Origin of the sequence: Natronogracilivirga saccharolytica (genome assembly GCF_017921895.1) — a bacterium.
In the GTDB taxonomy this organism is placed as follows: Bacteria; Bacteroidota; Rhodothermia; order Balneolales; family Natronogracilivirgulaceae; genus Natronogracilivirga; species Natronogracilivirga saccharolytica.
In genome coordinates this window covers 1-24497 of sequence record NZ_JAFIDN010000004.1, presented here as the reverse complement: position 1 = coordinate 24497, position 24497 = coordinate 1, and the positions used below count along the sequence as shown (strand labels likewise).

The following is a 24497-nucleotide window of genomic DNA, read 5'->3' as shown; positions in this document are numbered from 1 at the left end:
GTACCATGGCTTCTTTGGATAAGTCCAAAAAGAATCGCCAACGGAGCCGGACACGGGTCCGGCTCCGGTTTTATGAAGAACTGAACGACTTTCTGCCTCCTCACCGCCGCAAGACCGAATTTGAACGCGACCTTCCCGAGCCTACCACAACAAAGGACCTGATTGAAGGATGCCGGGTCCCCCATACCGAAGTCGATCTTATCCTGGTCAACGGCGAACCGGTCACTTTTGATCATTTGATCGAAGACGGCGACCGGGTCAGCATCTATCCCGTATTCGAGTCGCTGGACATATCCGGTTCCACCAGACTACAGGAGCGGCCGCCTGAAGCCGCTGACTAAACGGCACTACGACACCTTTTCACAATGTACGGGTTGCGGGAAATTATACTGGAAAGGGTCCCATCGCGACCGGCTGCACCCGAAAGTGCAGTCACTTTTGTTCTGAGCCGATATTTACGCTTCACCTGTTCCGGAAAAGTCATTATGTTCCGTACGCAGATGCACAAAATATGCCCGGTAACAGACATCATCCAATGCGACCATCACCACCGCGATTTTATCAGATACGTGCCGCAGTTGACCGCAGCGAAATGGCATCCTATGTAGCCATGCTCCGGGACATTGACCGGTCCGAACAGCGGGTAAAGTGCAGTGTGTACTGCATTTTCAGCAATTACGATGACTCCCGGATGGGAGCTGACGGACCCGCAGAATCCCCGGAATCCTCAGAGACCGCTGCATCCTCAGAGACCGCTGCATCCGCAGAAACCCCGCCCTCCTCAGACACATCCGGATCACCTCCTGCGAAACATACCTCCGGTGATCCCTTTGCCGTCAGCATGCGCATTGACGGGGAAGCGGAAACCGAACTCAGAGCCGCCCGTACCGAGGAAGAACAAAAGCTCAAAGAGCGGATCGAAGCCGCGTACCGGGGAGAGCCTGCAACCATAGCCATCCGTCGCATCCGGCCCTGATTACACGCTGATTTTGTTTTCAATATGGGCCGCATCCTACTATATTGCCGTGTAAACTATTTTTAACCAGAATAATTCCGTCTTGCTTGCATCGAAACCGCAGTATGTTTCTATTACGGTCGATGCGCTCAGAATACGTATTGCAAATCGTTTTGGTATGAAAACACTTATTCAGTTCATCGAACATTATTGCGCGGAGTTTGCCGATAACCCCTACATGTGGGAAAAGCCCGGCAACAAAGCAGCCGGCAGCAGTTCACAGAGGGCAACAGGTTCCGGCGGAGCCCCGGCCGGAGGTCCGCACAAAGGTTTGAACAGAGGTTCGGACAAAGATGCTGATTCCGGTCCTGCCGGTGGAGCCCGGAAGAAGATTTCGGATGGAAGGGACTGGCCCGGCGGCGGCTATCAGCCCACCACCTATCGCGAAACCCTGGACCAGGTGTACGAGCTCGGTGCCGGACTCATGGCGCTTGGCGTTGAACCCGGTGAGCGGGTAGCTCTGCTCTCGGAAGGCCGCAATGACTGGGTGATCAGCGAGATGGCTATTCTTTTCAACGGGGCGATCAATGTTCCGCTTTCGGTCAAGCTATCTCCGGTAGAGCTTCAGTTCCGCCTGTTCCATTCCGATGCTTCGGTACTGATCATTTCGGAGGGACAGCGCCACAAAATTGCCGACATCCGCGAGAATCTTCCTGACCTGCAGCGTATTATCCTGTTGGACGGCAGCGAGAACTATCAGGAGGACGAAATCAGCAAAAAGAAAGTTACCGAGATGGGCCGAAAGCTGCTGGACCGGCGCCGCGAGGAGTTTATCAAGAGGAAGGATGCCGTCAGATGGGATGATGCCGCAAATATCTCCTACACATCCGGAACAACCGCCGATCCCAAGGGGATCATCCTGACGCACCGCAACTATACGGCCAATGTGGAGCAGGCACTTACGCTGATGCACATCCCTCCTTCCTATCGGACGCTGCTGATTCTGCCGCTGGACCATTCCTTTGCGCACACCGCCGGAATCTACTCCTTTATGGCCAAGGGGGCCAGCATCGGGATGGTAGAGTCGGGCCGAACGCCGATGGAGACCCTGCGCAACATCCCGAAAAATATCAGGGAGCTGCAGCCCGACCTGCTGCTGAGTGTTCCGGCGCTGGCCAAAAGTTTCCGGAAGAACATAGAAGCGGGAATCCGCTCAAAGGGCCCGTTCATCCAGAAACTGTTCGATGATGCCATGAAAACGGCTTACGCCTACAACCGTGAAGGCTACAACAAGAACAAAAAAGATATCCTCAGCCGCGCCAAGCTTTTTGTTTACGACAAGATCCTGTTCCGTAAAATCAGGGAGCAGTTCGGCGGCAGGCTGAAATTCTTTATCGGAGGCGGTGCGCTGCTCGACATCGAGCTGCAGCGGTTTTTTTATGCCATCGGGATGCCGATGATGCAGGGATACGGGCTTTCGGAGGCCACCCCCATCATCTCGTCCAATTCTCTGGACAAGCACAAACTGGGGTCGTCCGGTTATCTGGTCAAGCCGCTGGAGCTGAAAATTCTGGATGAGGAAGGCAATGAGCAGCCGGTCGGACAGAATGGCGAGATTGTCGTAAAGGGCGAAAACGTGATGAAAGGCTACTGGAAAAATCCGTCCGCCACGCGGGAGACCATCCGGGACGGCTGGCTGCACACCGGTGATATGGGTTATATGGATGAGGACGGTTTTCTGTATGTGCTCGGGAGATACAAAAGCCTGCTGATCGGCCATGACGGCGAGAAATACAGTCCGGAATCAATTGAAGAAACCCTGACGCAAAAATCGTCGCTGATCGAACAGGTGATGCTGCATAATAATCAGGATCCCTATACGGTCGGATTGGTGTATCCGAACATCGAGGCGATCAGGCGCCGGCTGGGAGAAAACAGTAAGCGGGACAGCAAGGGTAAAGACAGCGGGGGCGGAAAGGCTGAAAATGAGTCCGATGCACCGGAAGCGCGTGGTGCAGCCGTAAATGAAACCGATGAGGCCCTTGCGCTGATCCAGAAGGAGATCGACCGGTTCCGCGAAGGCGGCGAATTTGCCGATTATTTTCCCGACCGGTGGCTGCCCAGCGCGGTTGGGGTTCTGCCTGAGGGGTTCACCGAGGAGAACAAAATGATGAACAGTACGATGAAGATCGTGCGCGGCAAGATTACCGACCACTATGAAGACCTGATCCAGTATCTTTACATGCCTGAGGCGAAAAAGATCACGCACGAACGCAACCGCCGGGTTATGCGCGGACTGCTGGAGAATCATTAACCGCAATGCAATCATTTGGCTTGTCACGAAAAGCGGACAACCGTACCCATTAACTGAAAATAAGGCTGTCATGAGAAACCCGATAACCGTCTGCTTTATCAGAAAACCGCGCTGCCATGATAAATTGTAAATCTTCCTCCGTTAATGGAACATCGTACATTGTTGAAAAACCGGTGGTTCACTGCGCCTTGTGTAATCATGGGAAACCCGGGTTTCACAGCACGTTGTGTATTCGTGGAAAATCGCGGGTTCTTCAGAATCGCCTTCCCGGTACACACACCATGTTATTCCTGTTGACAGCGGGTATGATTGTTCTGTCCGGAATGTTCCTTGCTGCTCCCGCAACTGCACAAAATGACCGTGATGATCACATCCGGCAACTGGCATGGGGCGAAATGCACGGTGTGGCATCAGGCGGAAATACGTTACAGAACCATCAATCCGCCGATGAGCCTGTAATGGTGGGCATCCGCGTCGTTCCTCCGTTTGTGATTGCCGAAGAGGACGGCACGTACAGCGGACTGACCATCGCACTCTGGGAGCACATTGCCGGAGAGCTGGATATTGAATTTGAATATGTCGAGCGTGATATAGCGGGTCTGCTGGATGGCGTTGCAGCGGATCCCGGTGACGATACCACTCCCCTTTTCGCCGCAGCATCGGCACTTACCATTACAGCGGAACGTGAAGAGCAGGTCGATTTTACCCATCCGTTCTTCGTAAGCGGCCTGGGGATTGCCGTCCCCCATCAGCCGGCCGGACTCTGGCAGGCCGTGGTGTCCATTTTTTCAGCAGAATTTCTTTGGATAGTACTGCTGCTGATTCTGCTGCTGTTGTTCTGGGGCGTACTCGTCTGGTTGTCCGAACGACGAGTCAACCAGGATGAATTTGGCGGTTCACCCGCCGAGGGTATCGGAAGCGGATTCTGGTGGGCGGCTGTCACAATGACAACCGTTGGCTATGGCGACAAAGCTCCGAAATCTGTACCGGGCCGGCTGATCGGATTTGTCTGGATGTTCGCCGGTATCATCCTGATCTCGTTTTTCACCGCATCGATTGCATCCAGCCTGACCGTTTCACAGCTGGATACCCGTGTTTCGGGTCCGCAGGATTTGCCTCATGTCCGTGTGGGCGCACTGGAGCAATCCGCCACTATTGCCTACCTCGACGAGCAGCGCATCAGGCACCGCACATATGCATCGATTTCAGACGGGCTCCGGGCGGTTTCGGACGGGGAGCTGGACGCATTTGTCCACGATGAGCCGATCATCAGGTATTACAGCAACAGGGATTATTACGGCGAGGTGCGCGTCCTGCCCAATATTTTCAATGAGCAGTACTACGGCATCGCCATTCCGCTTGGAAGTACGCTTCGCAGTGACATCAACCGCGTGATGCTTGAGTTCATAGCTGATGAGCAGTGGCAGCAGCTGCAGCGGCGCTATCTTGGCGACTGATCCGGATTATCTCGGTATGTATACCTCATCGATATGACGGGCTTCCTCGTCAAACACATCCAGCTGGTATCCGTCGTCATCCATCTCAACCACGATAAAGTGACGGATTTCCCGGGCTTCGGCAAGGTACCAGGGCCGGTTTTCGTCCTCATCGGTACGTATTTCGCGGGTTCGCACACCCCAGGCGCCGTCGCCGATGTAATATACGCCGGTTTCGTCATGCCTGCCCTCGCGAATGGGATATGTACGCTTGTAGGTATGATCGTGATGCTCAAAAGCCACCCGTACGCCGTACTCTTCAAATACAGGAACCCAGTTTTCACGAACGGCACGGACGTTTTTTTCATTAAAGTCCCGCGCCGAGGGCCAGGCCGGAACGTGGTAAACGGGAATCAGATGGCGCACATGCTGTCTTTGATGCATTTGCTGACGCAGCCAGTCGGTTTGCTCCCCTGCCACACAGGTCGCGTGGTTGGAATCCAGAAGGAACAGGCTCAGATATTCTCCGAAATCGAGCACCCCGTAGGCATCGGGTCCGGGAAACGGGATAAAAGTTGAGAAATAGGGCGCTTCTCTTTCCACAAACCCCGGAGAGCGGGTTTCGGACACGGGGTATTGATGAACGAAACCCCGCTTGACTTCGTGATTTCCGATGGCAGCCAGATGGGGTATGGCGCGGCCGTTTTCGGTGACCATTACTTCAGACCAGACCTTGAAATACTCTAACCACCGCCACAGCTTGCGCTCCTCGCCATCGGAATATGCCAGATCACCCCCGACCACGACAAAATCATAATCACCTTCGTCAATGCTCATTGCGCTTATGGCTGTATTGCGCAGCCACTCCACGGTATGCAGCATGTCCCCCGTTGCAATAAAACGCAGCGGGCGGTCAAGCTCTTCCGGCATGGTACGGAAGTAATACGTCGGCTCCGATCCGGTGAAGCGGAACTCATAGCGGGCACCGGGCTGCAGTCCGGTGAGTTCGTGGCGCTGGAAAGTGCGGTCGGATTCCGGTATGCGCACCGTATGACCGGTTTTGGTCGTCCACTCATCAGTGCCTTTAGGACGGTATTCCAGCTGTGAACGGGAGCCCGGTTCGGAGTACCAGTCGATAGTCATTGTGGATGTGGGATCCTGCTGCCAGGAGAGCATGAACGACTCTGTTTCCATTTCGAATGATTCCGAATGGAGGCATCCGGATATCATCAGCAAGGCAAAAAAAAGGTAAACGCGCAGGTGATTGAGATTCGTTATTTCTTTTTTCATTTTTCCGGTGGTTGCGGTCAGATATGCTTCAGGAGCGATATTCATTCAACACGATTTTTATATGGCAAAATATAAATCCATGACCGTATTTAATCATAAACCTGTGCAGCCCGGCGAAAGACCGATTAAACTCATTTAAAATGGCGGATCTGCATTATTCATATTATGACAATACAAACCTTCCGTCTTCATTAACAACCAACTCAGGCTGCGGCTGCGTTCTTGACACCTGCGATTTTGTATTGCGATTTTACATAAATAACATTACATAATTTTGCCATCATTACAGGAAATGTTTCAATATTCTAATGTTCTCATCGCCGGTATAATTATTAGCTTGTAGGTTAACTGAGATATGTTTATGAATGCTATGAAATCATCAACTGTGCGAGTGTTAATTATGATGCCGGCCATACTGACTATTCTGGTGCTGGCCGGAACATATCCGGCTGTTGCATCGGAGCGTGCCGGCTCACCTCCTTCCATGATATCGGAATTCAACTGGCATGCCGAGTTTGCCTTCAGCGCTTCGACGGCGGACCAGCTTCCGCACTGGCACACATTCAACCGGGGAGGCCGGTTCGGTCCCCGTCAGACCGACGGCTGGTTTATCGGCCGGATTGACACCGACTGGACCATCCCGGAAAACAATCGGGTCCGGACAAACCCGCCTTACACGCTCGGGGCACCTTCCCATCCCGGCGGAGGTCCTGTCGCAGAAGGCGGACACATGCCCTTGCGTACCTATGACCCCGTCCATCCCGATTGGTATGATGCTGAAGGCAGATATATCAGGCCGGAAGTTCATCAGCACGAAGACGGCTCCTTTCCTGTAGAACGCGATTACGAGCCCTGGTACACATGGCGACCCGATTACCGTGTCGGTATGGAGTTTCTGGGCAAATCGGCGACCGGCGAATCAAAAGTGTATGAAATATTTGCCCAGCTGCGCTACGGTCCTTTTGAATTTACCGGAGGACGGAAATCCTATACCATCGGCTTCCAGGATGACCGCCTTTCTACCGGATCACTGGCCGTAAGTTCCAATTTTGCGCCAATGCCGCGCCTGACACTGGGCATCCCCGAATACATTCCGGTACCCTTTACTTTCGGGTTTTTCGAATTCAGGGGGCAGTACACTCATGGGTGGTTCACCGATGACCGGTTCATGGACACTCCCCGGCTGCACGAAAAATCCCTTTATGTGCGCTCCCGGAGTGACTGGCCTGTTGAGTTGCGGGGTGGTTTCACCCATTTGGCCATGTGGGGCGGTGAGCATCCCGAGCTGGGTTCTGCTCCCCGGGACTTCAAGGATTATCTCAGGGTTGTCCTTGGCCGTGGCGGATATACCGATGATCCGGCTGACGGACGCAGCACATTTCCTTCCGGATCGGTTGCAAAACACATTGGTGTTATGGAAGGCGGCCTGGCGCTGAGTTACGGAAGTGTCGACTGGGATTTCTACCGTCAGTCGTTTTTCACGGGCGGGGATCCGTTCCGGTTTTTCACCGGCAGTGACGGTTTGCAGGGTGTCCGCGTCCAGCCCCGCGACAACCCCTGGGTTCGTGCCATTTTGATAGAATATCTGAGGTTGAGTGAAGATTACTACGATCACGCCGGGTATACATCCGGTTGGGCCTACCGGGACCATGCCATGGGGACCTCCATGATTCTCCGCGGGGACAGGTCACTTATGTTCTATCCTGATATTCCGTTCGATGAAGCCCGTTTTGTGAATAACCGTGTGCGCGCATTACATATGGGCTTTGAGGGAAATATTGGCGGACCCGCAATGTTTGACACGATTTTGCCCGAAATGATGTCAGATATCATTCACAGATATCGGCTTTTGTTCACCAGAGCCTCTCATCGCGGAACCTACGAAATCGGGCTGCCGGACAATCAATTTGAACCGGAAAACGGAAGCCCGATGGCTCCGTTTGAAGAGAATCCGGTGCAGTACCACATGATGGTGGAGTTGTCGGGAAGTCTTCCGTGGGTTGATGGCCTGAGCTGGACGGGCTCTGTAAGTCTGGATACCGGAGACATGACGGATCAGGCCGGATTCCTGCTGGGAATCCGTTTTGGCGACGCTGTCGGTTTTTGATGTTCGGGTTCTGATGCTGCTGACGCTGAGACCGGCAGTCACTTTCCGGTCCGGGCCCTGCCGGTGTCAGCGTCGGTTATGGCAGCTAAAACCGGTAATGCACTCCAGTCCCGAACATAATCGTACTGAAATTGTAGTTATCCAGATTCACAACACCGAAGCCGAGTTCAATATTCCAGTAAATGGGCGGCAGATTTTCATCAAAAGCACGCCAGTCGTACTGAATGCCGGCCCCGGCCCCGAATCCCAGGGCATTGTCGCTGCTGATTCCTGAAGTACGGTAACTCCAATATCCGACCATGCCGTACCCGTAGGCATCCCAGTGCTGTTCCTCTCGGAAGGTATACAAGCCCCGGCCGGCAACGGTATTAAGATTACCAAGCAGGCCCAGTATGGCCTGGACGGAGATGGTTTCGTTGAGCGTCATCATGCCGCTGAGCCCCCATGCCGGAAAAGAGCCCTGGAAACCGACTCCGTATCGAAATTCATTCCGGGATGTCGGGCCGATCTGCTCAGCAGCGGGCTGTTCCACGGCTTCCTGCAGGCCGGGATAATCCGCACTTTCATATCCGGGATCTGAATCATTATGCATTTGCGCGTCCTGATAATTTACCACGGCGTTTCGTGTTTCCGTTGAATGCCCTGCCGTGGTTGAATCGCGGGATAGTTCACGGGATACTGCCGGATTAGTGACAAACAAAATTATAACTGCCAGTGACAATCCGGCCAACGTGCTTTTGGTGCAGATGACAACTCGCCCACAGCGCACATTCCGGTGCAAATAGAGGGATTTATGTAATGTGATCATGACCAGAGAAGCTTGATTAGGTGGGGATGGAAGCAGGAGGACCTGCCGGATGGTAATGCAAACTGCCCGGCCTGCAGAGAAGCGGATGCAGGTATAGCCGTAATGTACATCAAAATCGGCAACTTGCAAACATGTGCATGTTATTATTTTTTATTTCCTTAGATATGGTTTTTGTCATGCAGTTTGTGCATTCAACCCTGCCGGGCGCGCCAATAAAAAACCCCGGCGTCACGAAAGAAACCGGGGTTTAAATAAATAAAACTCTCTGATCTATGATAAATTCGTAATGTTCCGGCGGAACATTGCCACTTTTACTGATTATTATTGCGGTGTGCGGACAAACGAATCGTCAAACAGGTTCAGGGCGGCTTCGAGCACACCGTTGGCTGCAGGCTCATCATCGAACCGTCCGATTTGAGCTGTAAACAGTCCGCTGGGAACCTGATAAACGTAGAACTGAAGCTCATTCACGTTGATTCCCTCCTCAGCCAGTGTGTCACGCGTCTGCAACAGTGCGCGCTGAACAAGCCGCTTGTTCCAGGCGGCATATACCTGGACATAATAATAACCTTCCGGCATTTCGGTAGTCAGATAAGCCATTCCCGCTGCATTGTGGATATCATCGATGCGGCTGAGTTCATGGTCAAGTGTGGCACCAAGGTCATCAAGATCGTCCTGAAGATCGGCAAGATCATTGAGCAGACGCTCAAGCTGATTTTGGTCGGCCTTTCCTTCCAGATCGCTGACGATACTTTCTATGGTTGCATTTTGCTGATCCACCATGCTGATGACATCCTCCTGCTCTGCTTCCTGCTCGCTCATACGGGATTCCATGCCGGCTTGCCACTGCCTGGATTCATATGAAGGAGAATACCAGCGGGCGTGATTACGCTCAGAGCTGCCGAACTTGAGAGAAAAACCGGTTGAAAATCCGGCGAGCCGGTCATTTTCGAAGGTGTCACCTGTTCCCGCTCCGCCATCAATTTCGTAACCGGGATTGAAGTACCGGTACTGATAATCAAGAATCCAGTCAATACGGCTGCCCAGACGAATTTTGGCGCCGATTCCGAATCCATATGTTGCGTCTCTGGAATCATCATCTTCAACTCCATCAATTCCGGACCAGTCGCTGAAAGCCTGACCGATATGCGCCGAGATATACGGATTGAGCCAGGGGCTGCGTTCGCCGGAGCGCAGGGCATTCAGAGGATAAAAACTGACCCCGGCTGTTACGGCCTGCATGGTGAGTTCAAAGGAATCAAAGTCCTCATCATTTTCGATCATCGAATAGTCGTACCGCAGACGCAGTCCGAATCCGGGTGCTGCCATATATTCAATATCTGCTCCGAAAGAAGGATTGAGATGGCGTGTACGGGTTCCGGCATAACCGGTAAACGGGGTGGCATTCATATCTGTCCGGGCGAGAAAAGAGCCCCCGTAAAGGTTAATGCTCCACTTTCTCAGGTCGGGAGAAGAAGATTCATTTTCCTGAGCATCAACAGATTGCGGAGCTGACAGAAATACTATAGCAAGCAAAGCAGTTGAAAGCAGAAATGAAATACGGTAAGATATATTCATGGCTGTCTTTTTTATTTCAAATAGCGGTAAGTATAAAAAGCGGTATGCTCTTTTTCTCAAGATTTTAAATTGAAGAGTGCCCAACTAAGATATCACATAAAATGTAATAAATAGTTTGACAGAAACAAAAAAAGCAAAAACAATTTGAAAAAGATACTTCTATGAAATGGTGGTTGTTCATGAAAACATCTCTTAATTTGACTGATATTTCCCGGAAAGCAGCGACGAATTAAATCCAACTGACAATGGCTGTAACAGAATAAATTCAGCGCTTGCGTGACTTCAGGAAACCAGGATTTGGAATAGTTTCTGAACACGAAATGCTTAAAACAATAACCGCATTATTTTAACAGGAAGTGACTCTCTTTAATGATAACTGATTTAATTCGGATGTGGTTTCTTTAACTCTTCTATGTATCCTCTGCCATGACGTTTTGTTTACAGCAACTCAAAGCTATGCTGACTTTGTCTGCACATTCGTTGTTTCGAGGGCATACGTTGGAATCATTTTCTTCAACTGAATCCGTATTCCCTGATGGTCTCTTTCCATGGCTTTTGTAAGAAGTTCGTCGAGCAATTCCATGAATCCTTCTTCCGGAAGACCATTGCACCTGGCGGTGAATATTTTGGAGTGGTGAGTAGCTGTAGTTCCCTCCTCTGCCGTGAGCAGCTCCTCATAAAGTTTCTCACCCGGACGAATGCCTGTTGAAACGATCCGGATATCCTCGTATGGTTCGAGTCCGGAAAGGCGGATAAGATCACATGCCAGATCGATTATCCTGACGGGCTGCCCCATATCCAGCACATAGACAGATCCGTTCTGCCCCAGACCACCGGCCTGAAGCACCAGCTGTGAAGCTTCCGGAATAGTCATAAAATAACGCGTCATATTCTCATGCGTGATGGTTACCGGTCCGCCGTTCTGAATTTGCTGTTTGAACAGCGGCACCACGCTGCCCCTGCTTCCGAGCACATTTCCGAACCGGACTGAGACGAATGACTGGTTTTCCTTTGCACGCAGAGACGCCCATTCAACGACAAACTCGGCGACCCGCTTTGAGCATCCCATTATGGAAGTCGGGTTTACAGATTTGTCAGACGAAATGTTGACAAATCGCTTGACACCATATTCAAGGGCCAGTTCCGTCAGGTTCCGGGTGCCGATGACATTGTTGAAGATAGCCTGGTCGGGATTGGCTTCCATCAGCGGCACATGTTTATGGGCAGCTGCATGAAAGATGACATCAGGTCTGAAGTTTTTGAAGTGGGATTCCAGAGTATTGTAGTCCCTGACATCTGCGATCAGAGATGTAAATTGCAGGTGCGGATACTCTTTTCGGCACTCTCTTTCAAATTCAAAAATGCTGTTTTCACCCCGTCCAAGAAGCACAATATGATCCGGGTCAAACCGGGTTACCTGGCGGATGATTTCGCTTCCGATGGATCCGCCGGCGCCGGTTACCATGACAGTCCTTCCGTTGAGGTATTCTGAGATCGGCTCAATATCCAGGGTAACAGGTTTTCTTCTCAGCAAATCCTCGAGATTGACGTCCCGAAGCTGTGAAATTTCAAATTTATCCCCGAGCAGATCGAACATACTCGGGATGATTTTGTATTCGACTTCCGCTTCCTGGGCGTGTTCGACAACAGACCGGATGACATGACCCGAAACGGTGGGCAGTGCAATAATCAGCTTGTCAACGGATTGTTCCCTGACGACTTTTTTCAGATCGGCAAGGCCGCCGAATACAGGAAGCCCCATGAACCACTCTTTTTGTTTGGAAGACAGATCATCCAGAAATCCGACCACTTTGAGATGGGATTCAGGGTGGCGGAGTATGGTGCGTGCAAGCTGGGTTCCTGCTTCCCCTGCTCCGGCGATAAGTACGCGTTTAACCGGCTTCCTGGATTGCCGCACCTCAATATTCATGCTGTTTTCATGCAGCAGCCGGGCGCCGAGACGGACCGAGCTCAGCATGATGATGGCGATAAACGCTTCGATAATCGGAACACTCTGGGGAATGAAAAGCCATGACTGTACGAAGAAAGTAGACAGAAATACACAAAAAGAGACAATTCCGACAGACTCTATAATGTGAAAGAGATCCAGCACACTTATTTTGGGCCAGTTCTGCAGATGCAATCCCAGTCCGTATAAAATGACAGCCTTGATGGGAACAACCAGAGCGGTTATGAGGAGGATGCTTGAAATGTGAGCACCGATGTCACCTTCCAGCCGCAGGATATATGCAACCGGCAGGGCAAGTGACCAAACCGTTAGATCAATGATGAATTTCTTTGTCTGTTTGCTCATAACTGTCTTCGTTAAACTCCTTTTGCAAAGGGCAGCAGATACGCTGCGATGAATCTTCAGTTTTATTCTTTAGTGTCAATCAGTGGAACAAACCCGGTCGTTTTTACATTAGCATACGTGGGATTGTGTGATACCTGAACCTGATGTTTCAACCTGACTAAAAAGTCCTTTAAACCGGCAATCATGATGTTACCGCTGTGTGTCAGAATGTGATGAATAATCTGACATATCCATTGATTGCAAAGGGAATATACAACATCACGTATGCATAAGTAATTAAATTATCGTAATATACCCCTCCGTTCCTGTTAGGATTTTATAATAGTCTGCTCTCCTTGAGCCAAGATATCAGAAAGCTGTAATTCTGTCTTGTTGTTGATTTTTAAAATTATGGCTTACAGGCTGAACGTTATCCCATTTTTTATCTTAGTTATCCTGATTTCATGGTGTGATTTTTTAAGGCTATCATTAGAATATTTAAATATTTGCCAACCCCTTGCCTGCAGAACGGCTCAAATGACACTTATTTATAAGTACATGGAATTATTGAAATAATTTAATTTTTTTCCATTTGAAACTATGATTACTATTTGACTGATAGTATCCGTTTTAAAGCAACTGATAGTATCCGTTTTAAAGCAATTGTTGTACTGCAGTTCATCAGTGCAATGACTATATAACACTTCACGAAGCATCTTAATCAGGAGCGTATAACCATGAAGAAACGTAACTGCTATATAATCGCGCCTTTTCTTATGATGGCACTGTTTCTTTCAAGCTGTGATGAAAGCACCGTTGGCTCTTTTCATGAGAAAGCAGACAAGGTACCCAACTTTTCCGTGATCGAAGGCGCGGAAAATGTGACCCTGCGGGTGGACCGCAATAACGACAGGGGGTATTTTAACGTAAACCTTTCCGGTGTCAGGGCCAACAACACCATTCTGGACGGTGACTACCTTGGCTGGTGTGCCCACTGGAGCGCACCCATTGACACCAGGGGGCGGGAATACGATGACCTTTCGCTTTATTCCACTTACAATGACAAAAACTGGAACAAGCTCAACTACGTTCTGAACAAACGGTCGGAATACTTCCGGACCATTGATGGTGTCAGCTACAAGGAAATTCAGGCCGTTATCTGGACGCTTATCGATTACAAAGAGTTTGATATCGATGAAAATCAGATATTTGACGAACTCAACCGAAGCGCATTCGATGCTGTCCTTGAAGACGTCAAAAAGAACGGCGACGATTTCCGTCATACCCCCGGCAGCATTCATGCCATTTTTGCCGATGCATCGGTACATGAAACCAATGACAAGTCTACCCAGACAGTAATCATTGAAGGTACAGCATGGTCCTGGGCTGCTCCTCACAATTTGAACTCAAATTCATTCAGAGTACACGATCTTGGCCAGCGATGGGGCTGGGTCACCTACTACTGGTTTTATGATATTGAGGAAAACGGTGACGTTGGTGATGAGTTTGGAGAAAACAATCCGCTTATGGCAGGTTTATATGCCGACTGCGGATTCGGCAATCTTCAGAATCCGGAACCATCCGAAATCACGGATTGTCCGCAGGTTGCAGATGTAAAAATGTGGCATGACAATGACGACAAATTGTACATCAACATCTTCAACAAGGAAAATGAGTTTGATTATCCTGCAAACAAGTTTTCGGTCTATGTTGGCCGGGACCTGCCTTCTGGCCTGGGCATTGGTCAGTTTCCATATAAAAAGGAATCCTTTTATGACTCCGGTGATCCGTTTGGATTCGATGTCACTTTCACAATTGATCTTGAAGATGAATTTGACATGACCGGACCGTTTGGCGAGCCAACTTCCGATGATTTCCCGCCGGAATCGGGTGATCTTCCCGTACCGCCACTCTACATTCTGATTCATGGTGATACGAAAGAACAATGAAACGTAACTGAATTATATGTACGTTACTGTCACTCAAGTGATATAAGAGTAGAAACAAAAAAGGGAAGGTAATCTGATTACCTTCCCTTTTTTTAAGCTTAATTTTTTAAAAAACAGCAGAACTTCTGAATATTATTACATTACATCTTCAGGATTTGATGAAAAGCATTATGAAGAAAAATTATATAACAAGATTGTTGTTCTTGCTCATTTTGCCGGTCTTCTTGCTTCCGGCAGAAACGCTTTCCCGGAATGTAGAATACGGATTCGCACTTGGCAGAAATGTCTCATACCTGCATGGCAGCTATACCAATGCCGAAGAGGATATTGCCGTGACAATGGATTCGGATTTTTCCTGGAATTACGATGCCAGCGCCTATATCCGGTTCAATCTGTCACGGGTGTTTTCGATTCAACCGGAGGTCAACTATATCACACGCAGTACCAGTTTCAACGAAGATGTTATTATTCGTGGTCAGGATATGCGTGTTGACGGCAGGCTGACCATGACGCATGTTGAACTGCCCATATTGCTTCGTCTGAGCAACAGGGATCCCATTCCGGAACCACCAAGATATACCAGGCCGGGATATTCATTCAATATCTATTCCGGCGCTTCCATCGCCTACAATACGCGGTCCCGCTTTTCAGGTGATCTGAGCGGCAATGTGTTCGGTGTGGATTTTGATGAGGCCTTCTCAAGTGATGTCAGGGACCAGTTCAATGAAACGGACATCAATTTTATCGCTGGTGCAGGTGTGGAGTACGGCAGACATACCCGGTTAACAGCCGACATCCGATACAAGATAAGCATTATGGATATTGGTTCTGATCCGGAGTTCCGCGAAGACATGCGATTCAGTACGCTATCACTCGGTCTGGGTGTCATTTTTTAGTTCAGTGGCATACTTAAACCAACTTCAAATCCCAGCCTTACCTGTTCATAAAAATCACCGGCATCAACGGATGCGGAAAGGTGCACCGATCCGCTCCTGCCCTCTTTCCCGCTGAGTATAATGGAAGCCGGTCCGAGACCCGGAATCCGGTCAACCGGAAAACGGAGCGTGACCATGGTTGAATAACGATCCCGGCGCAGTTCATGGAAAGGAACATAATCATCCCTTTGCTGCACCGGATCTTCAGCAGAACCGCGGCAACCTCCTCCTGAAGTCTGATCATTACAGATGCCGTAATTTCGGGAATACGTCATGACCAACTCATATGACAAACTGCTGTCAATAGAACCGGAAAATCCGAGATGATGCGCCAGGACGATGTTATTAACCAGAATGCGCTCATCAGTTCCGATTTTTTCAGGATCGATCGTGAAAAAAGGGGTTCCGAGAATCTGTCCATGATGAACCCATCCGTCCCTGTAGACATAGTGCGAATAATACCGGGCCCGACCGTATGCATCCCCTGTTCCGGCATCCTGATTTTTGGTATTGATATGCTCATAGATGATGTATTCAATCAACCGTGATGTGTCGTCACCGCGCCGGTCAAAATAGACTGTCCACATTCCGTCCCGGGGACTTCTGAGATTCAGTGATTCTTTATCATCAATAAAAAACATCCGGTGCGCACCAATCCGCCAACTGCCGGGCAAGCGATACTCCAGACCTGCCTCATATGCACCGAGCCCGTTGCCTACCGGGCTTACATTGTCAAAAACCCTGCGGTCCGGCTGTGCCAGAACGTCGCTGAGCCAATCCCTGAAGGAGCGGTGAACGTGTCCGAGCTCCGGATGCCTGCCGCCCCACATCAGGTTGTGGGCCACACCTCCGGTTATAAATACATTCTCAACCAGTTCCAGCCTCAGATAAAGATACTTCTGGTGCACCCGTGTGTTTTCCACAAAGCGGGTGTCTGTTAAAATTCCCTCCGACCAGCGGGCCCTGAATGCAAGCCGCTCTCCGGTCAGGGGTACTGGACGGAATCCGGTTGTCGACAAGCGAATCTTGAATGGCTGCATGGCATTGCGGCTCATCATCATCGATCCGGTCGTAAGGTGGTCAGGATTCAATCCGATCGTATCATAAAACCGGCCGATATGTAACTGCCAGCCGGCAATGGCTAAATGAGCATAGAGTTCGGTAAAGCGGAGGCGGGTCTCAAGATCTGATGCCAGAAGGTCCAGGCGGAAACCTGCACCGCCATCAATGACCTCGGAGTTTTGAAAAAGAGGACGGTCATACCGTCCGTAAAGGCCGAAATTTCTGGCGGAATTCGGCGGGATGCGGCCGTCGCGATTGGCATGGAGCCAGAAAGGGGTTTCAGTGGTGGAAAGATTTTGCGAAAGACCTATGCGTGCGGTATGATCTGATCCGTTTGCTTTTTGCGGGATAAGAGAGGAAATGAGCAAAATTCCTAAACAGCAGGCGATACAGCGCTGAGCGGAGCCGTAACCGTCCATCGGCCAATCAGACACGTTACGCACAAATCCGTTACTGAAGTTTCTCATGCAAAATGCGAAAGAGATTCCGCATATAGTGCTGTGTCGTACCGGCAACATGAGGGGTCAGCAGCACATTATCCAGCTGCCAGAACGGATGATCCTCAGGGAGCGGCTCCTGATGAAACACATCCAGCACAGCACCTTTTATACGATAATGCTGAAGGGCATCAGTCAGCGCCTGTTCATCAACCACCTCGCCCCTCGAAACATTAACCAGAACGGCAGTTTTTTTAAACCGGCCGAGAATATGCCGGTCAATCAGTCCCTTCGTTTGCCGGGTCAGCGGAACGCAGAGGACGACGTAATCTGATTGTGATGCAACCTCCGGCAATTCGTCCAGAGTGCAAAGAGAGTCGATACCGGTATAGATTCGCATGGTTCGCACACAGCCTGTTACCTGCAGGCCAAGAGCCCTGCATCTGCGGGCCACCTCCATCCCGATACTCCCCAGTCCGACGATGGTAACCGACTGTCCGCTGATTTCGGTGTGCCAGCGCCGTTTCCAGACCTTGTTGTTTTGCTGATCACGATACAAGTGCAGGTTTTTGGCAAATGTGAGGATGCCTGCAATGACATGTTCCGCTATTGTTACGGCGTTCACCCCGGCCGAATTTGTGATGGTAACACCGTCCAGGTCCAGTTCCTGAGACATATCATCCAGCTTGTCGGTGCCGGATCCGGTGAAATGCAGATGCTCCGGCTTGCTTATTTTCTTCATCACCTCAGGGAAAAAATCATGGAAGGATGTAATCACAAGGTGGTAGAAATCCCCGGGTGAAACATCCCCGGCAGACGAAGCAAAAAAGGGTTGGTAACCGGGCAGGTATTCCCGGAATAGTGCTGTCAGCTCAGCCTGCTGGTCTTCAAGGATGTGCTTCTTCTGGAGAAAAAGTGCTTTTTTTTGCATCTGTGCTTGTTATAGATTAGGCTATGGCTTTTTCCCTGACCACGGATCTGACCGCTGCAATAAGATTCTGCCTGTTATCTTCAAGAAGGGATTTGTCCCCGTTTTTGAACCCGTTCAGACAGGCGTCGAGTTTTTCTATTTCCTTCCCGAGGTCGATTTTGCTTTTTAATTCTTCAACACTTCGGGCATTCTGATGGAAGGTACGTGAGAGGATGACCATTTCAGAACCCAGTCTGACGTGCTCTCCCAAAACAAGTTCGGCGGGAACAGCTCCCTCTCCTGTGCGTGCCACACCTCCGAATCCGAACCGGATCCCGGCTTTGTGTACCTTTCCGGCGATCACATCCACCAAACCGCCCGACAGCACCTCAAACATGAAATCAAGCCCGAGGCCAAGGTGCAGGTCATTAAGTCCGACATGCACCTCATCGATCATGTCATGAAGTTCCAGAATTTCATCCAGTCTGGTTAACGCCTGGGGGGTCTCCAGCAGCAGCGAAAATCTGGCGGATCCGGAGATCAGGGCTCCCGCCTTTGCCACCTCTTCCGCGGATGTGAACATGGGCAGCATGACAACATCAACCCCGGCTTTCAGCACATCAGCAACTTCGGCAGGCGTTCGTTCGTGCACCGGATTGATACGCACCATCAGTTCAGCATCCGGTACTGCTTTGCGGACATTCCCGAGATCCGTCAGTGTATGGCGCGCTTTATGGGAGTCGATATGGCCCTGACGCTCCTCCTTGCCCAGGTATTCCATGTCGACAAAAATCCGCTGAACTCCGCACGAAACTGCGTACCGGGCCAGCTCCGGATTATTTGTGATGAATTTATAGATCAATTGCGGATTCCGGTTGGTAACATGATCGATTCAGCCTGATAAGATCATTTATGATTAGCAAGATTATTTTAGAGAAATGAGATCATTTCAGTCTGACGAAATCATTTCAGCCTGCTGATGATTCCATTTGTGATTATGTGGCTCGTTGTGATTACGTGGCTCGCGTATCTTCAGGCAATCCTTTCGAATATTGCTTCCACTCTTTGCGATAGGACCGCCAGTTTCCGGATTCGTCACCATAAATACCTTTTCGTGTCAGAACGACCCAAAATGTGAGAATCAGAATCCGGATGTCATTCCAGACTGAGAAGGTTTGCACATATTCCATGTCGTAGCCGAGCTGCTCTTCCCAGCTCAGGCTGCGCCGGCCCATGACCTGGGCCAGTCCGGTAATACCCGGGCGGACATCAAACCGGGACTCGAACCAGTATGGCACCACCTCAAGCTGTTCGGGAATCACGGGGCGCGGGCCGACAAGGCTCATATCCCCTTTCACCACGTTTATCAGCTGCGGCAGTTCGTCAAGGCTCAGAGCCCGTAAAAAGCGGCCGCTTGTGGTAATGCGGTCATCATCCGAGGAGCTTACCACCTTTTCCTGTTTCTGGTTGATGGATGCCGGATCACGGTGCGTCATGGAGCGAAATTTGTAGACGTGAAATGGCTTTTTATTCCGGCCGATACGTTTTTGCCTGAAAAAAACCGGTCCGGAGGAGTCCGTTTTGATCCACAACGCCAGCACCAGAAACAGCGGCGAAAGTATCAGGAGTCCGGCAGAAGCCGAAAGCACGTCAATTGTTCGTTTGATCATGATTATCCCGGTTTATGGTTGTCAGTTGCTGTCATGATCGCTTGATGTCTGAAGATTCATTGCTTCCATAATGACTTTATTCACCTTCCCTACATCGTATTTATCCAGCGCCCGCCGATAGCTTTTTTTACTCATCCGGCCAATCAGCTCCGGATTTTTCATAAACTTTTCCATTGCTTCGGCAAGCGGGGCGCTTTGTCCTGGCGGGACCAGAAAGCCGTTTTCGCCATCTGCAACCGTTTCGCGGCATCCCGGGGCGTCTGTGGTAATAACAGCACGTCCGGTCGCCATGGCTTCAAGCACCGACCGCGGAGTTCCCTCCCGGTAGGAAGGCAGGACATAGACATGGCACTGTTTGAGCCAGGGCCTTACGTCGGCTTTGTGTCCGATAAACGTCACCGCGTCATTTTGCTGCCACTGCTCATAACGGTGTCTTGACACGGCGTGGGGAAGATTCGGGTCGTACGGACCGATGACCTGGAACCTGATGCTGTCGCCATAGACCCGTTTAAGTTTTTCCGCCGCCTCGACAAATTCAATGATGCCCTTGTCATTGAGCAGGCGGGCAATCATCAGAAATGTCACCGGCTGTTCTTCGTCGGGCAGGGGATGTCTGGTGAACTGATCCATATTTACCCCGGATCCGTTGGTCATGGTGACCGGACTGTTTCCGTTTATGATTTGCATTTCCCGGAACAGCGAGACATCATCAGGGTTCTGGAAAAAAATCCTTTTGCAGCCTGAGAGTGCCTTGCGGTACATCCGGCATGCCACGCGGCGCAAGATCTGCTGCTTCAGGCTTTCCCCGGTAAAAAGATAGCCCATTCCGGTGATCATGGAATATATTTCGCCGACACCTGCTTTTTGTGCTGCCGGAACTCCGAGCACCACCGGTTTGATGGTGTAGGCGAACACTTTGTCCGGATTGAAATGACGGATCATCCGGGCGAGTTCATTGCGGCTATGGCAGGCTGCGAGCGGATTGATGCTTGAACGGTTCAGGTTGATTGTCCGGTACGGAATATCCAGGGTTTCGATCTCCGGCATGAAGTCGTATTCCGGGACAAGTGCACTGACATGATGTCCGGCCTGTTTCATCTGCCTGATCAAATCCCCCCTGTTTGCGATAAGCGAGCGGGTGTTACCTGCGATAAACAAAATGTCAGCCATAGACTTCCAGCCACTGCTTTGCCACACTTTCTATGGAGAATTTGTCCATGGCGTGTTTCCGGGATTCTTTGCCCATGCGCTGTCTGGTTTCATCGTCAGCATCCAGCAGGTTCATCATTGCCCCGGCCAGCGACTCAGAGTCTTTGGGCGGCACGAGAAACCCGTTTTTCCCTTCCCTGACGATTTCCCTCGTGTCTCCCACATCGGTCGCAACGACAGGAAGTCCCGATGCGGTGGCTTCAAGCAGCACAATGGGCATGCCTTCCCAGGATGAAGAAGACAAGTAACCGTCCGCCGCTCTCATCAGATCCTGTATGTCATTTCGCAGGCCGAGAAACCGCACGATGTCCTTAACTTCAAGCTCCTCAGACAGCTGAAGCAGTTTTTTGTCGTTGTCCGTGCCCTGGGGTGCCTTTCCGGCAATAAAGACGCGAAATCCGGAATAGCCGTTGTCTTTCAATTTTCTGATGGCATTCAGTGCGTTCGGGAAGTTTTTCTGTTCGGAAAGGGCGCCTACGGACAGAAAGACAAATGAGTCATCGGCACCGAGTTCCCTGCGCTTTTCCATGCGCTTATCCGACTGTGGCTGAAAGCGTTCCACATCAATGCCATTAGGCATGTATATCAGCTTTTTCCGCGGTGTAGCTTTGCGGCTCAGATGTGCCTGCTCGCCGTCCCTGCTTATGATGGAGACGTTTTCGGCCAGCCCCGAGGTGATCCTGTACAGAACATAACGCAGGGATCCACCTTCAACTGTATTATGTGCCGTATTTATAACCCGGACCGATGGCATGAAGACTTTCAGCAACCGAGCGAAAAGGTTGGAGTGATACATGTGACTGTGGATCAGGTCGGGACGGAATTGCCTGATAATCCGGCGGGCTTTAAGAATGCCGGACGGTAAACCGGCGAGAGAGTGCACATTCAGAAAATGAACATCAATGCCGGATTCGGAGAGCTGATCGGCCAGCGGTTCGTGCCGGTACAGCGAAATTACGGCGGCATCGGTATTGTGCTTCCGGAGTTCCTGGATCAGGCTGATCAGCTGTGTCTCGGCTCCGCCTACTCTGAATGAATTGATAATAAATAGAATGCGACGCATTGGCGGCCTCCGTTATCGGAAAAAGTCAGTTAAGGTGCGGGAGCACGGAAATAATGTGATGACTGGCTGCTGAAAATCCGATGGTAATACTAATTATTAGAACCTGATGATGAAACAGATGCTGCTTATGGTAGAAAGTTGCATCTCCGGTGTAAGAAGAGAGAAAGACAGTGAGGTCTGGATTTGACCCTGACCTCACTGTCTTCTGAAAAAAGTCATCTGATGTGCAAGGAGGCAATCCGTGAGATGATCACCCTGCCCCGGATGCAAATCAGTTGCTCTGATTTACAACAGCGCTGTTGCCGTTGCCTGTCTGCCAAGTGTTGTTCAGATGTCCGGATCCATACTGATCAATGATAGCTGTATTGTCATTTCCTGTTTGCCATACATTGCTTTCATGTGAGGCATCCGAATTCTGGGTCTGGGAAGCGAAATTGCCGTCGCCTTCCTGATCAATCAAGGCATTAAGGTCACCGCCGTTTCCATCCTGGGTCTGGAATGCCTGATTGCCGTCGCCTTCCTGATAAATATCGGCGTAGAATCGTTGTCCGGTACCGAAATTATCCTGAACCTGCTCGGCGTGGTTATTGTCACCGTATTGATCGACTTGAGCATACTGACCGCTTCTGCCGTCATACTGCTCCTGATTGGCGAAGTTGTCATCTCCGACCTGATTAATTTTCAAACTGGCCCTTGAGGAACCCATAAAACGCATGGTCTGATAGGCCTCGTTGTTGTCACCTATCTGATCAACCTCCATCAGAGAGCGAATGCTTCCGCCTCTTGATTGATTCAGTGCAGCGAAGTTGCCGTCTCCTTCCTGGGTTACAAAGGCTTCGTTTCTGTCAGGATTAGCGGCTTGCTGTTCAACAGTGGCAACATTCAATGCGCCTGCCTGTTCAGTGGCAGCTTCATGTCCGTTACCAATCTGCTGAATGCTGGCCGAGTTATCCTGGGCAACTACCAATCCGTAAGAGGCCGCAATCAATATTGGTATTGTTATTATTCTTTTCATCGCACTTTTTTAGTTCTCGATTTTTATGATTGTCGGATTGTCTGCTCAATTTCTCATCAGTATCAATAACAGATTAACATTGATGATCACATACATCCTGTGTGTAACAATACCAACTAAAACGACAGCAAGTCAAGTTATAGTTAATTAATATTGAGTCACTTAAGCCTTATAGAATTATTATAAAATTCTTATATATAAACCATTTACTATGTCAGGCTTAGAATCTTCTAATAATTACCTAATAATTACAATTAAGTCAATACCAAATCTAGAACTACTGAAATTTTGGGTATGAATAACTTAAATTTTAGACTTCACACCATATCCTATAATCTTTTGCACCTTTAAAATTAGTTTTCTGAGAATAGCAATGAGCAAATAGAAACCTCGGGACTCAATAATTTTTGGAATTAAAAGTGTTCCTCGATATTCCTGATACTGTGTTATAGAATTTTTATTTTGTAATGATGATGGAAGAACCGTAGAAAGCGCATATTTTCCCCTATTAAGCAAAAAACGTTTAGACCTCAAATCATTTATTAATTCTGCAGCTTCGCTGATTGAAATTAAACGAACATCATTTTGAGATTTAAGCCAATGTAAGAGTTTTAAAAACTCATGGTAATTGTAACTGTTATGCTTCTTTTTTTTAAAATCATATGCATGAAGCAAAACAACAATGACTGGTTGGGTGTCAGATGAGGATTTTGCTGATATCACCGCTTCACGAAGCTGTGAAAGATCGCAAGTCGCTGGCAGAAAATTAAGCTTAGAGTCTTTTTTTGCTTCGCCTTTCTTGACACTCGCCGAAAGTGTTAGAAAACCAAGCTCCTCAAGAGCCCTTATTGTATTGAAATCGTATCTATTCCAAGGTGGAACAAGGCTAATTAACAATTGAAGTGCCCGATTCTGGGGGAAAAGTTTAAATCCGGGGGGCTAGCCCCCCGGATTTTTCGCGAAGTTTTGTAGCTTCCGTCTTTTCTCCTACCAAAGAGTCGAGCACATGAAGCCATACAAACACCTCGCACTGTGGGTAAGATACCACATCCGCAGCGCAATTCAATTTGATTACCGGCCTGCCAATATTGCCAGAACCTTGAAGCGGGATCCGCAAACCATTCGGCGCGAAATTGCCAGAGGCGGCGGTTATAGCAACTATGATCCGGATCATGCTCATAAGCGTTATAAGAAAAAACGAACGCAAAAACGCCATCCCTACCGCTTTAAAGGTATTTTGAAGCAGAAGGCGCTGCAACTGCTCGCCACTACCGGTCTGGAACCGGCCGGCATTGGCCCCAGACTCACGATGGAACATGGCGAGCATATGAACATCTCTCATATGACCATATACCGCCATATTTATTGTGATGCCAAACACGGAGGAGACCTTTACAAACATCTGAGAACAGCAAGGAAGAAGCCCAAACGCCGCAGAAAGCACAAAACGATACGTGAGTTCATCA

At 49.8% G+C, this 24497-nt stretch carries 20 protein-coding genes and 1 pseudogene; 9 read left to right on the top strand and 12 right to left on the bottom strand.

Annotation, left to right across the window (positions count from 1 at the left end; translation table 11 throughout):
* Nucleotides 1-5: 5 nt before the first annotated feature.
* The 5 genes from NATSA_RS06520 (at nt 6) to NATSA_RS06500 (ending at nt 4726) form a co-directional block, all read left to right on the top strand.
* Entirely contained in the window at nt 6-341 is a 336-nt protein-coding gene (locus tag NATSA_RS06520; RefSeq protein ID WP_210511207.1) for a MoaD/ThiS family protein, read from the top strand.
* Complete coding sequence (locus NATSA_RS15750) at nt 268-447, top strand: Mut7-C RNAse domain-containing protein (RefSeq protein WP_210511415.1); 180 nt, start codon at nt 268-270, stop codon at nt 445-447. Before NATSA_RS06520 ends, NATSA_RS15750 begins: the two co-directional genes overlap by 74 nt.
* A gap of 88 nt (nt 448-535) precedes the next feature.
* A complete protein-coding gene (locus NATSA_RS06510; protein ID WP_210511206.1) occupies nt 536-976 on the top strand; it encodes a hypothetical protein in 441 nt (146 codons plus the stop codon).
* 82 nt (nt 977-1058) lie between these two features.
* Complete coding sequence (locus NATSA_RS06505; protein ID WP_210511205.1) at nt 1059-3269, top strand: AMP-dependent synthetase/ligase; 2211 nt, start codon at nt 1059-1061, stop codon at nt 3267-3269.
* A gap of 305 nt (nt 3270-3574) precedes the next feature.
* Nucleotides 3575-4726: a transporter substrate-binding domain-containing protein gene (locus NATSA_RS06500; RefSeq protein WP_210511204.1), complete on the top strand. Its 1152-nt coding sequence runs from the start codon at nt 3575-3577 to the stop codon at nt 4724-4726.
* Between the two features lie 6 nt (nt 4727-4732).
* Here NATSA_RS06500 and NATSA_RS06495 read toward each other — a convergent pair whose 3' ends face one another.
* Nucleotides 4733-6040 (bottom strand): purple acid phosphatase family protein, encoded by a 1308-nt coding sequence (locus NATSA_RS06495; protein ID WP_210511203.1) that lies wholly within the window; start codon nt 6038-6040, stop codon nt 4733-4735.
* A 355-nt stretch (nt 6041-6395) separates the two neighbouring features.
* On the opposite strand from NATSA_RS06495, the gene NATSA_RS06490 reads away from it, so the two are divergent.
* Nucleotides 6396-8102 (top strand): capsule assembly Wzi family protein, encoded by a 1707-nt coding sequence (locus NATSA_RS06490; protein WP_210511202.1) that lies wholly within the window; start codon nt 6396-6398, stop codon nt 8100-8102.
* A gap of 85 nt (nt 8103-8187) precedes the next feature.
* On the opposite strand, the gene NATSA_RS06485 is transcribed toward NATSA_RS06490, so the two are convergent.
* From NATSA_RS06485 to NATSA_RS06475, 3 genes are all read right to left on the bottom strand, one after another.
* A complete protein-coding gene (locus NATSA_RS06485; RefSeq protein WP_210511201.1) occupies nt 8188-8694 on the bottom strand; it encodes a hypothetical protein in 507 nt (168 codons plus the stop codon).
* Nucleotides 8695-9231: 537 nt separating this feature from the next.
* The gene (locus NATSA_RS06480) at nt 9232-10488 is read right to left on the bottom strand and encodes an outer membrane beta-barrel protein (RefSeq protein ID WP_210511200.1); all 1257 of its coding nucleotides are present in this window, start codon (nt 10486-10488) and stop codon (nt 9232-9234) included.
* Between the two features lie 454 nt (nt 10489-10942).
* Nucleotides 10943-12802, bottom strand: coding sequence for a polysaccharide biosynthesis protein (locus NATSA_RS06475; RefSeq protein ID WP_210511199.1), 1860 nt, complete (start codon nt 12800-12802; stop codon nt 10943-10945).
* Between the two features lie 716 nt (nt 12803-13518).
* On the opposite strand from NATSA_RS06475, the gene NATSA_RS06470 reads away from it, so the two are divergent.
* Nucleotides 13519-14730: a hypothetical protein gene (locus NATSA_RS06470; RefSeq protein WP_210511198.1), complete on the top strand. Its 1212-nt coding sequence runs from the start codon at nt 13519-13521 to the stop codon at nt 14728-14730.
* Nucleotides 14731-14954: 224 nt separating this feature from the next.
* Nucleotides 14955-15626 carry a porin family protein gene (locus tag NATSA_RS06465; RefSeq protein WP_210511197.1) on the top strand — a complete coding sequence of 224 codons (672 nt, stop codon included), beginning with the start codon at nt 14955-14957 and terminating at the stop codon, nt 15624-15626.
* Here the strand turns inward: NATSA_RS06465 and NATSA_RS06460 are convergent.
* The 8 genes from NATSA_RS06460 to NATSA_RS06425 all read right to left on the bottom strand — a co-directional run bounded on the left by NATSA_RS06460 (nt 15623) and on the right by NATSA_RS06425 (nt 23928).
* Nucleotides 15623-17194 (bottom strand): capsule assembly Wzi family protein, encoded by a 1572-nt coding sequence (locus NATSA_RS06460; RefSeq protein WP_210511196.1) that lies wholly within the window; start codon nt 17192-17194, stop codon nt 15623-15625. The two genes, NATSA_RS06465 and NATSA_RS06460, sit on opposite strands and share 4 nt — an antisense overlap.
* Nucleotides 17178-18095: a D-2-hydroxyacid dehydrogenase gene (locus tag NATSA_RS06455; RefSeq protein ID WP_210511195.1), complete on the bottom strand. Its 918-nt coding sequence runs from the start codon at nt 18093-18095 to the stop codon at nt 17178-17180. The genes NATSA_RS06460 and NATSA_RS06455 overlap by 17 nt, the downstream gene beginning before the upstream one ends.
* Nucleotides 18096-18111: 16 nt before the next feature.
* Nucleotides 18112-18936 (bottom strand): aldolase/citrate lyase family protein, encoded by an 825-nt coding sequence (locus NATSA_RS06450; RefSeq protein WP_210511194.1) that lies wholly within the window; start codon nt 18934-18936, stop codon nt 18112-18114.
* A 151-nt stretch (nt 18937-19087) separates the two neighbouring features.
* A complete protein-coding gene (locus NATSA_RS06445) occupies nt 19088-19744 on the bottom strand; it encodes a sugar transferase (RefSeq protein WP_210511193.1) in 657 nt (218 codons plus the stop codon).
* Nucleotides 19745-19765: 21 nt separating this feature from the next.
* Nucleotides 19766-20914 (bottom strand): glycosyltransferase family 4 protein, encoded by a 1149-nt coding sequence (locus NATSA_RS06440; protein ID WP_210511192.1) that lies wholly within the window; start codon nt 20912-20914, stop codon nt 19766-19768.
* Entirely contained in the window at nt 20907-22016 is a 1110-nt protein-coding gene (locus NATSA_RS06435) for a glycosyltransferase (protein ID WP_210511191.1), read from the bottom strand. Before NATSA_RS06435 ends, NATSA_RS06440 begins: the two co-directional genes overlap by 8 nt.
* Nucleotides 22017-22287: 271 nt before the next feature.
* Complete coding sequence (locus NATSA_RS06430; RefSeq protein WP_210511190.1) at nt 22288-23031, bottom strand: hypothetical protein; 744 nt, start codon at nt 23029-23031, stop codon at nt 22288-22290.
* 303 nt (nt 23032-23334) lie between these two features.
* Nucleotides 23335-23928, bottom strand: coding sequence for a polysaccharide deacetylase family protein (locus NATSA_RS06425; RefSeq protein WP_210511189.1), 594 nt, complete (start codon nt 23926-23928; stop codon nt 23335-23337).
* A 109-nt stretch (nt 23929-24037) separates the two neighbouring features.
* Here NATSA_RS06425 and NATSA_RS06420 point away from each other — a divergent pair.
* Nucleotides 24038-24497, top strand: a pseudogene (locus NATSA_RS06420) (helix-turn-helix domain-containing protein); the annotation flags it as partial.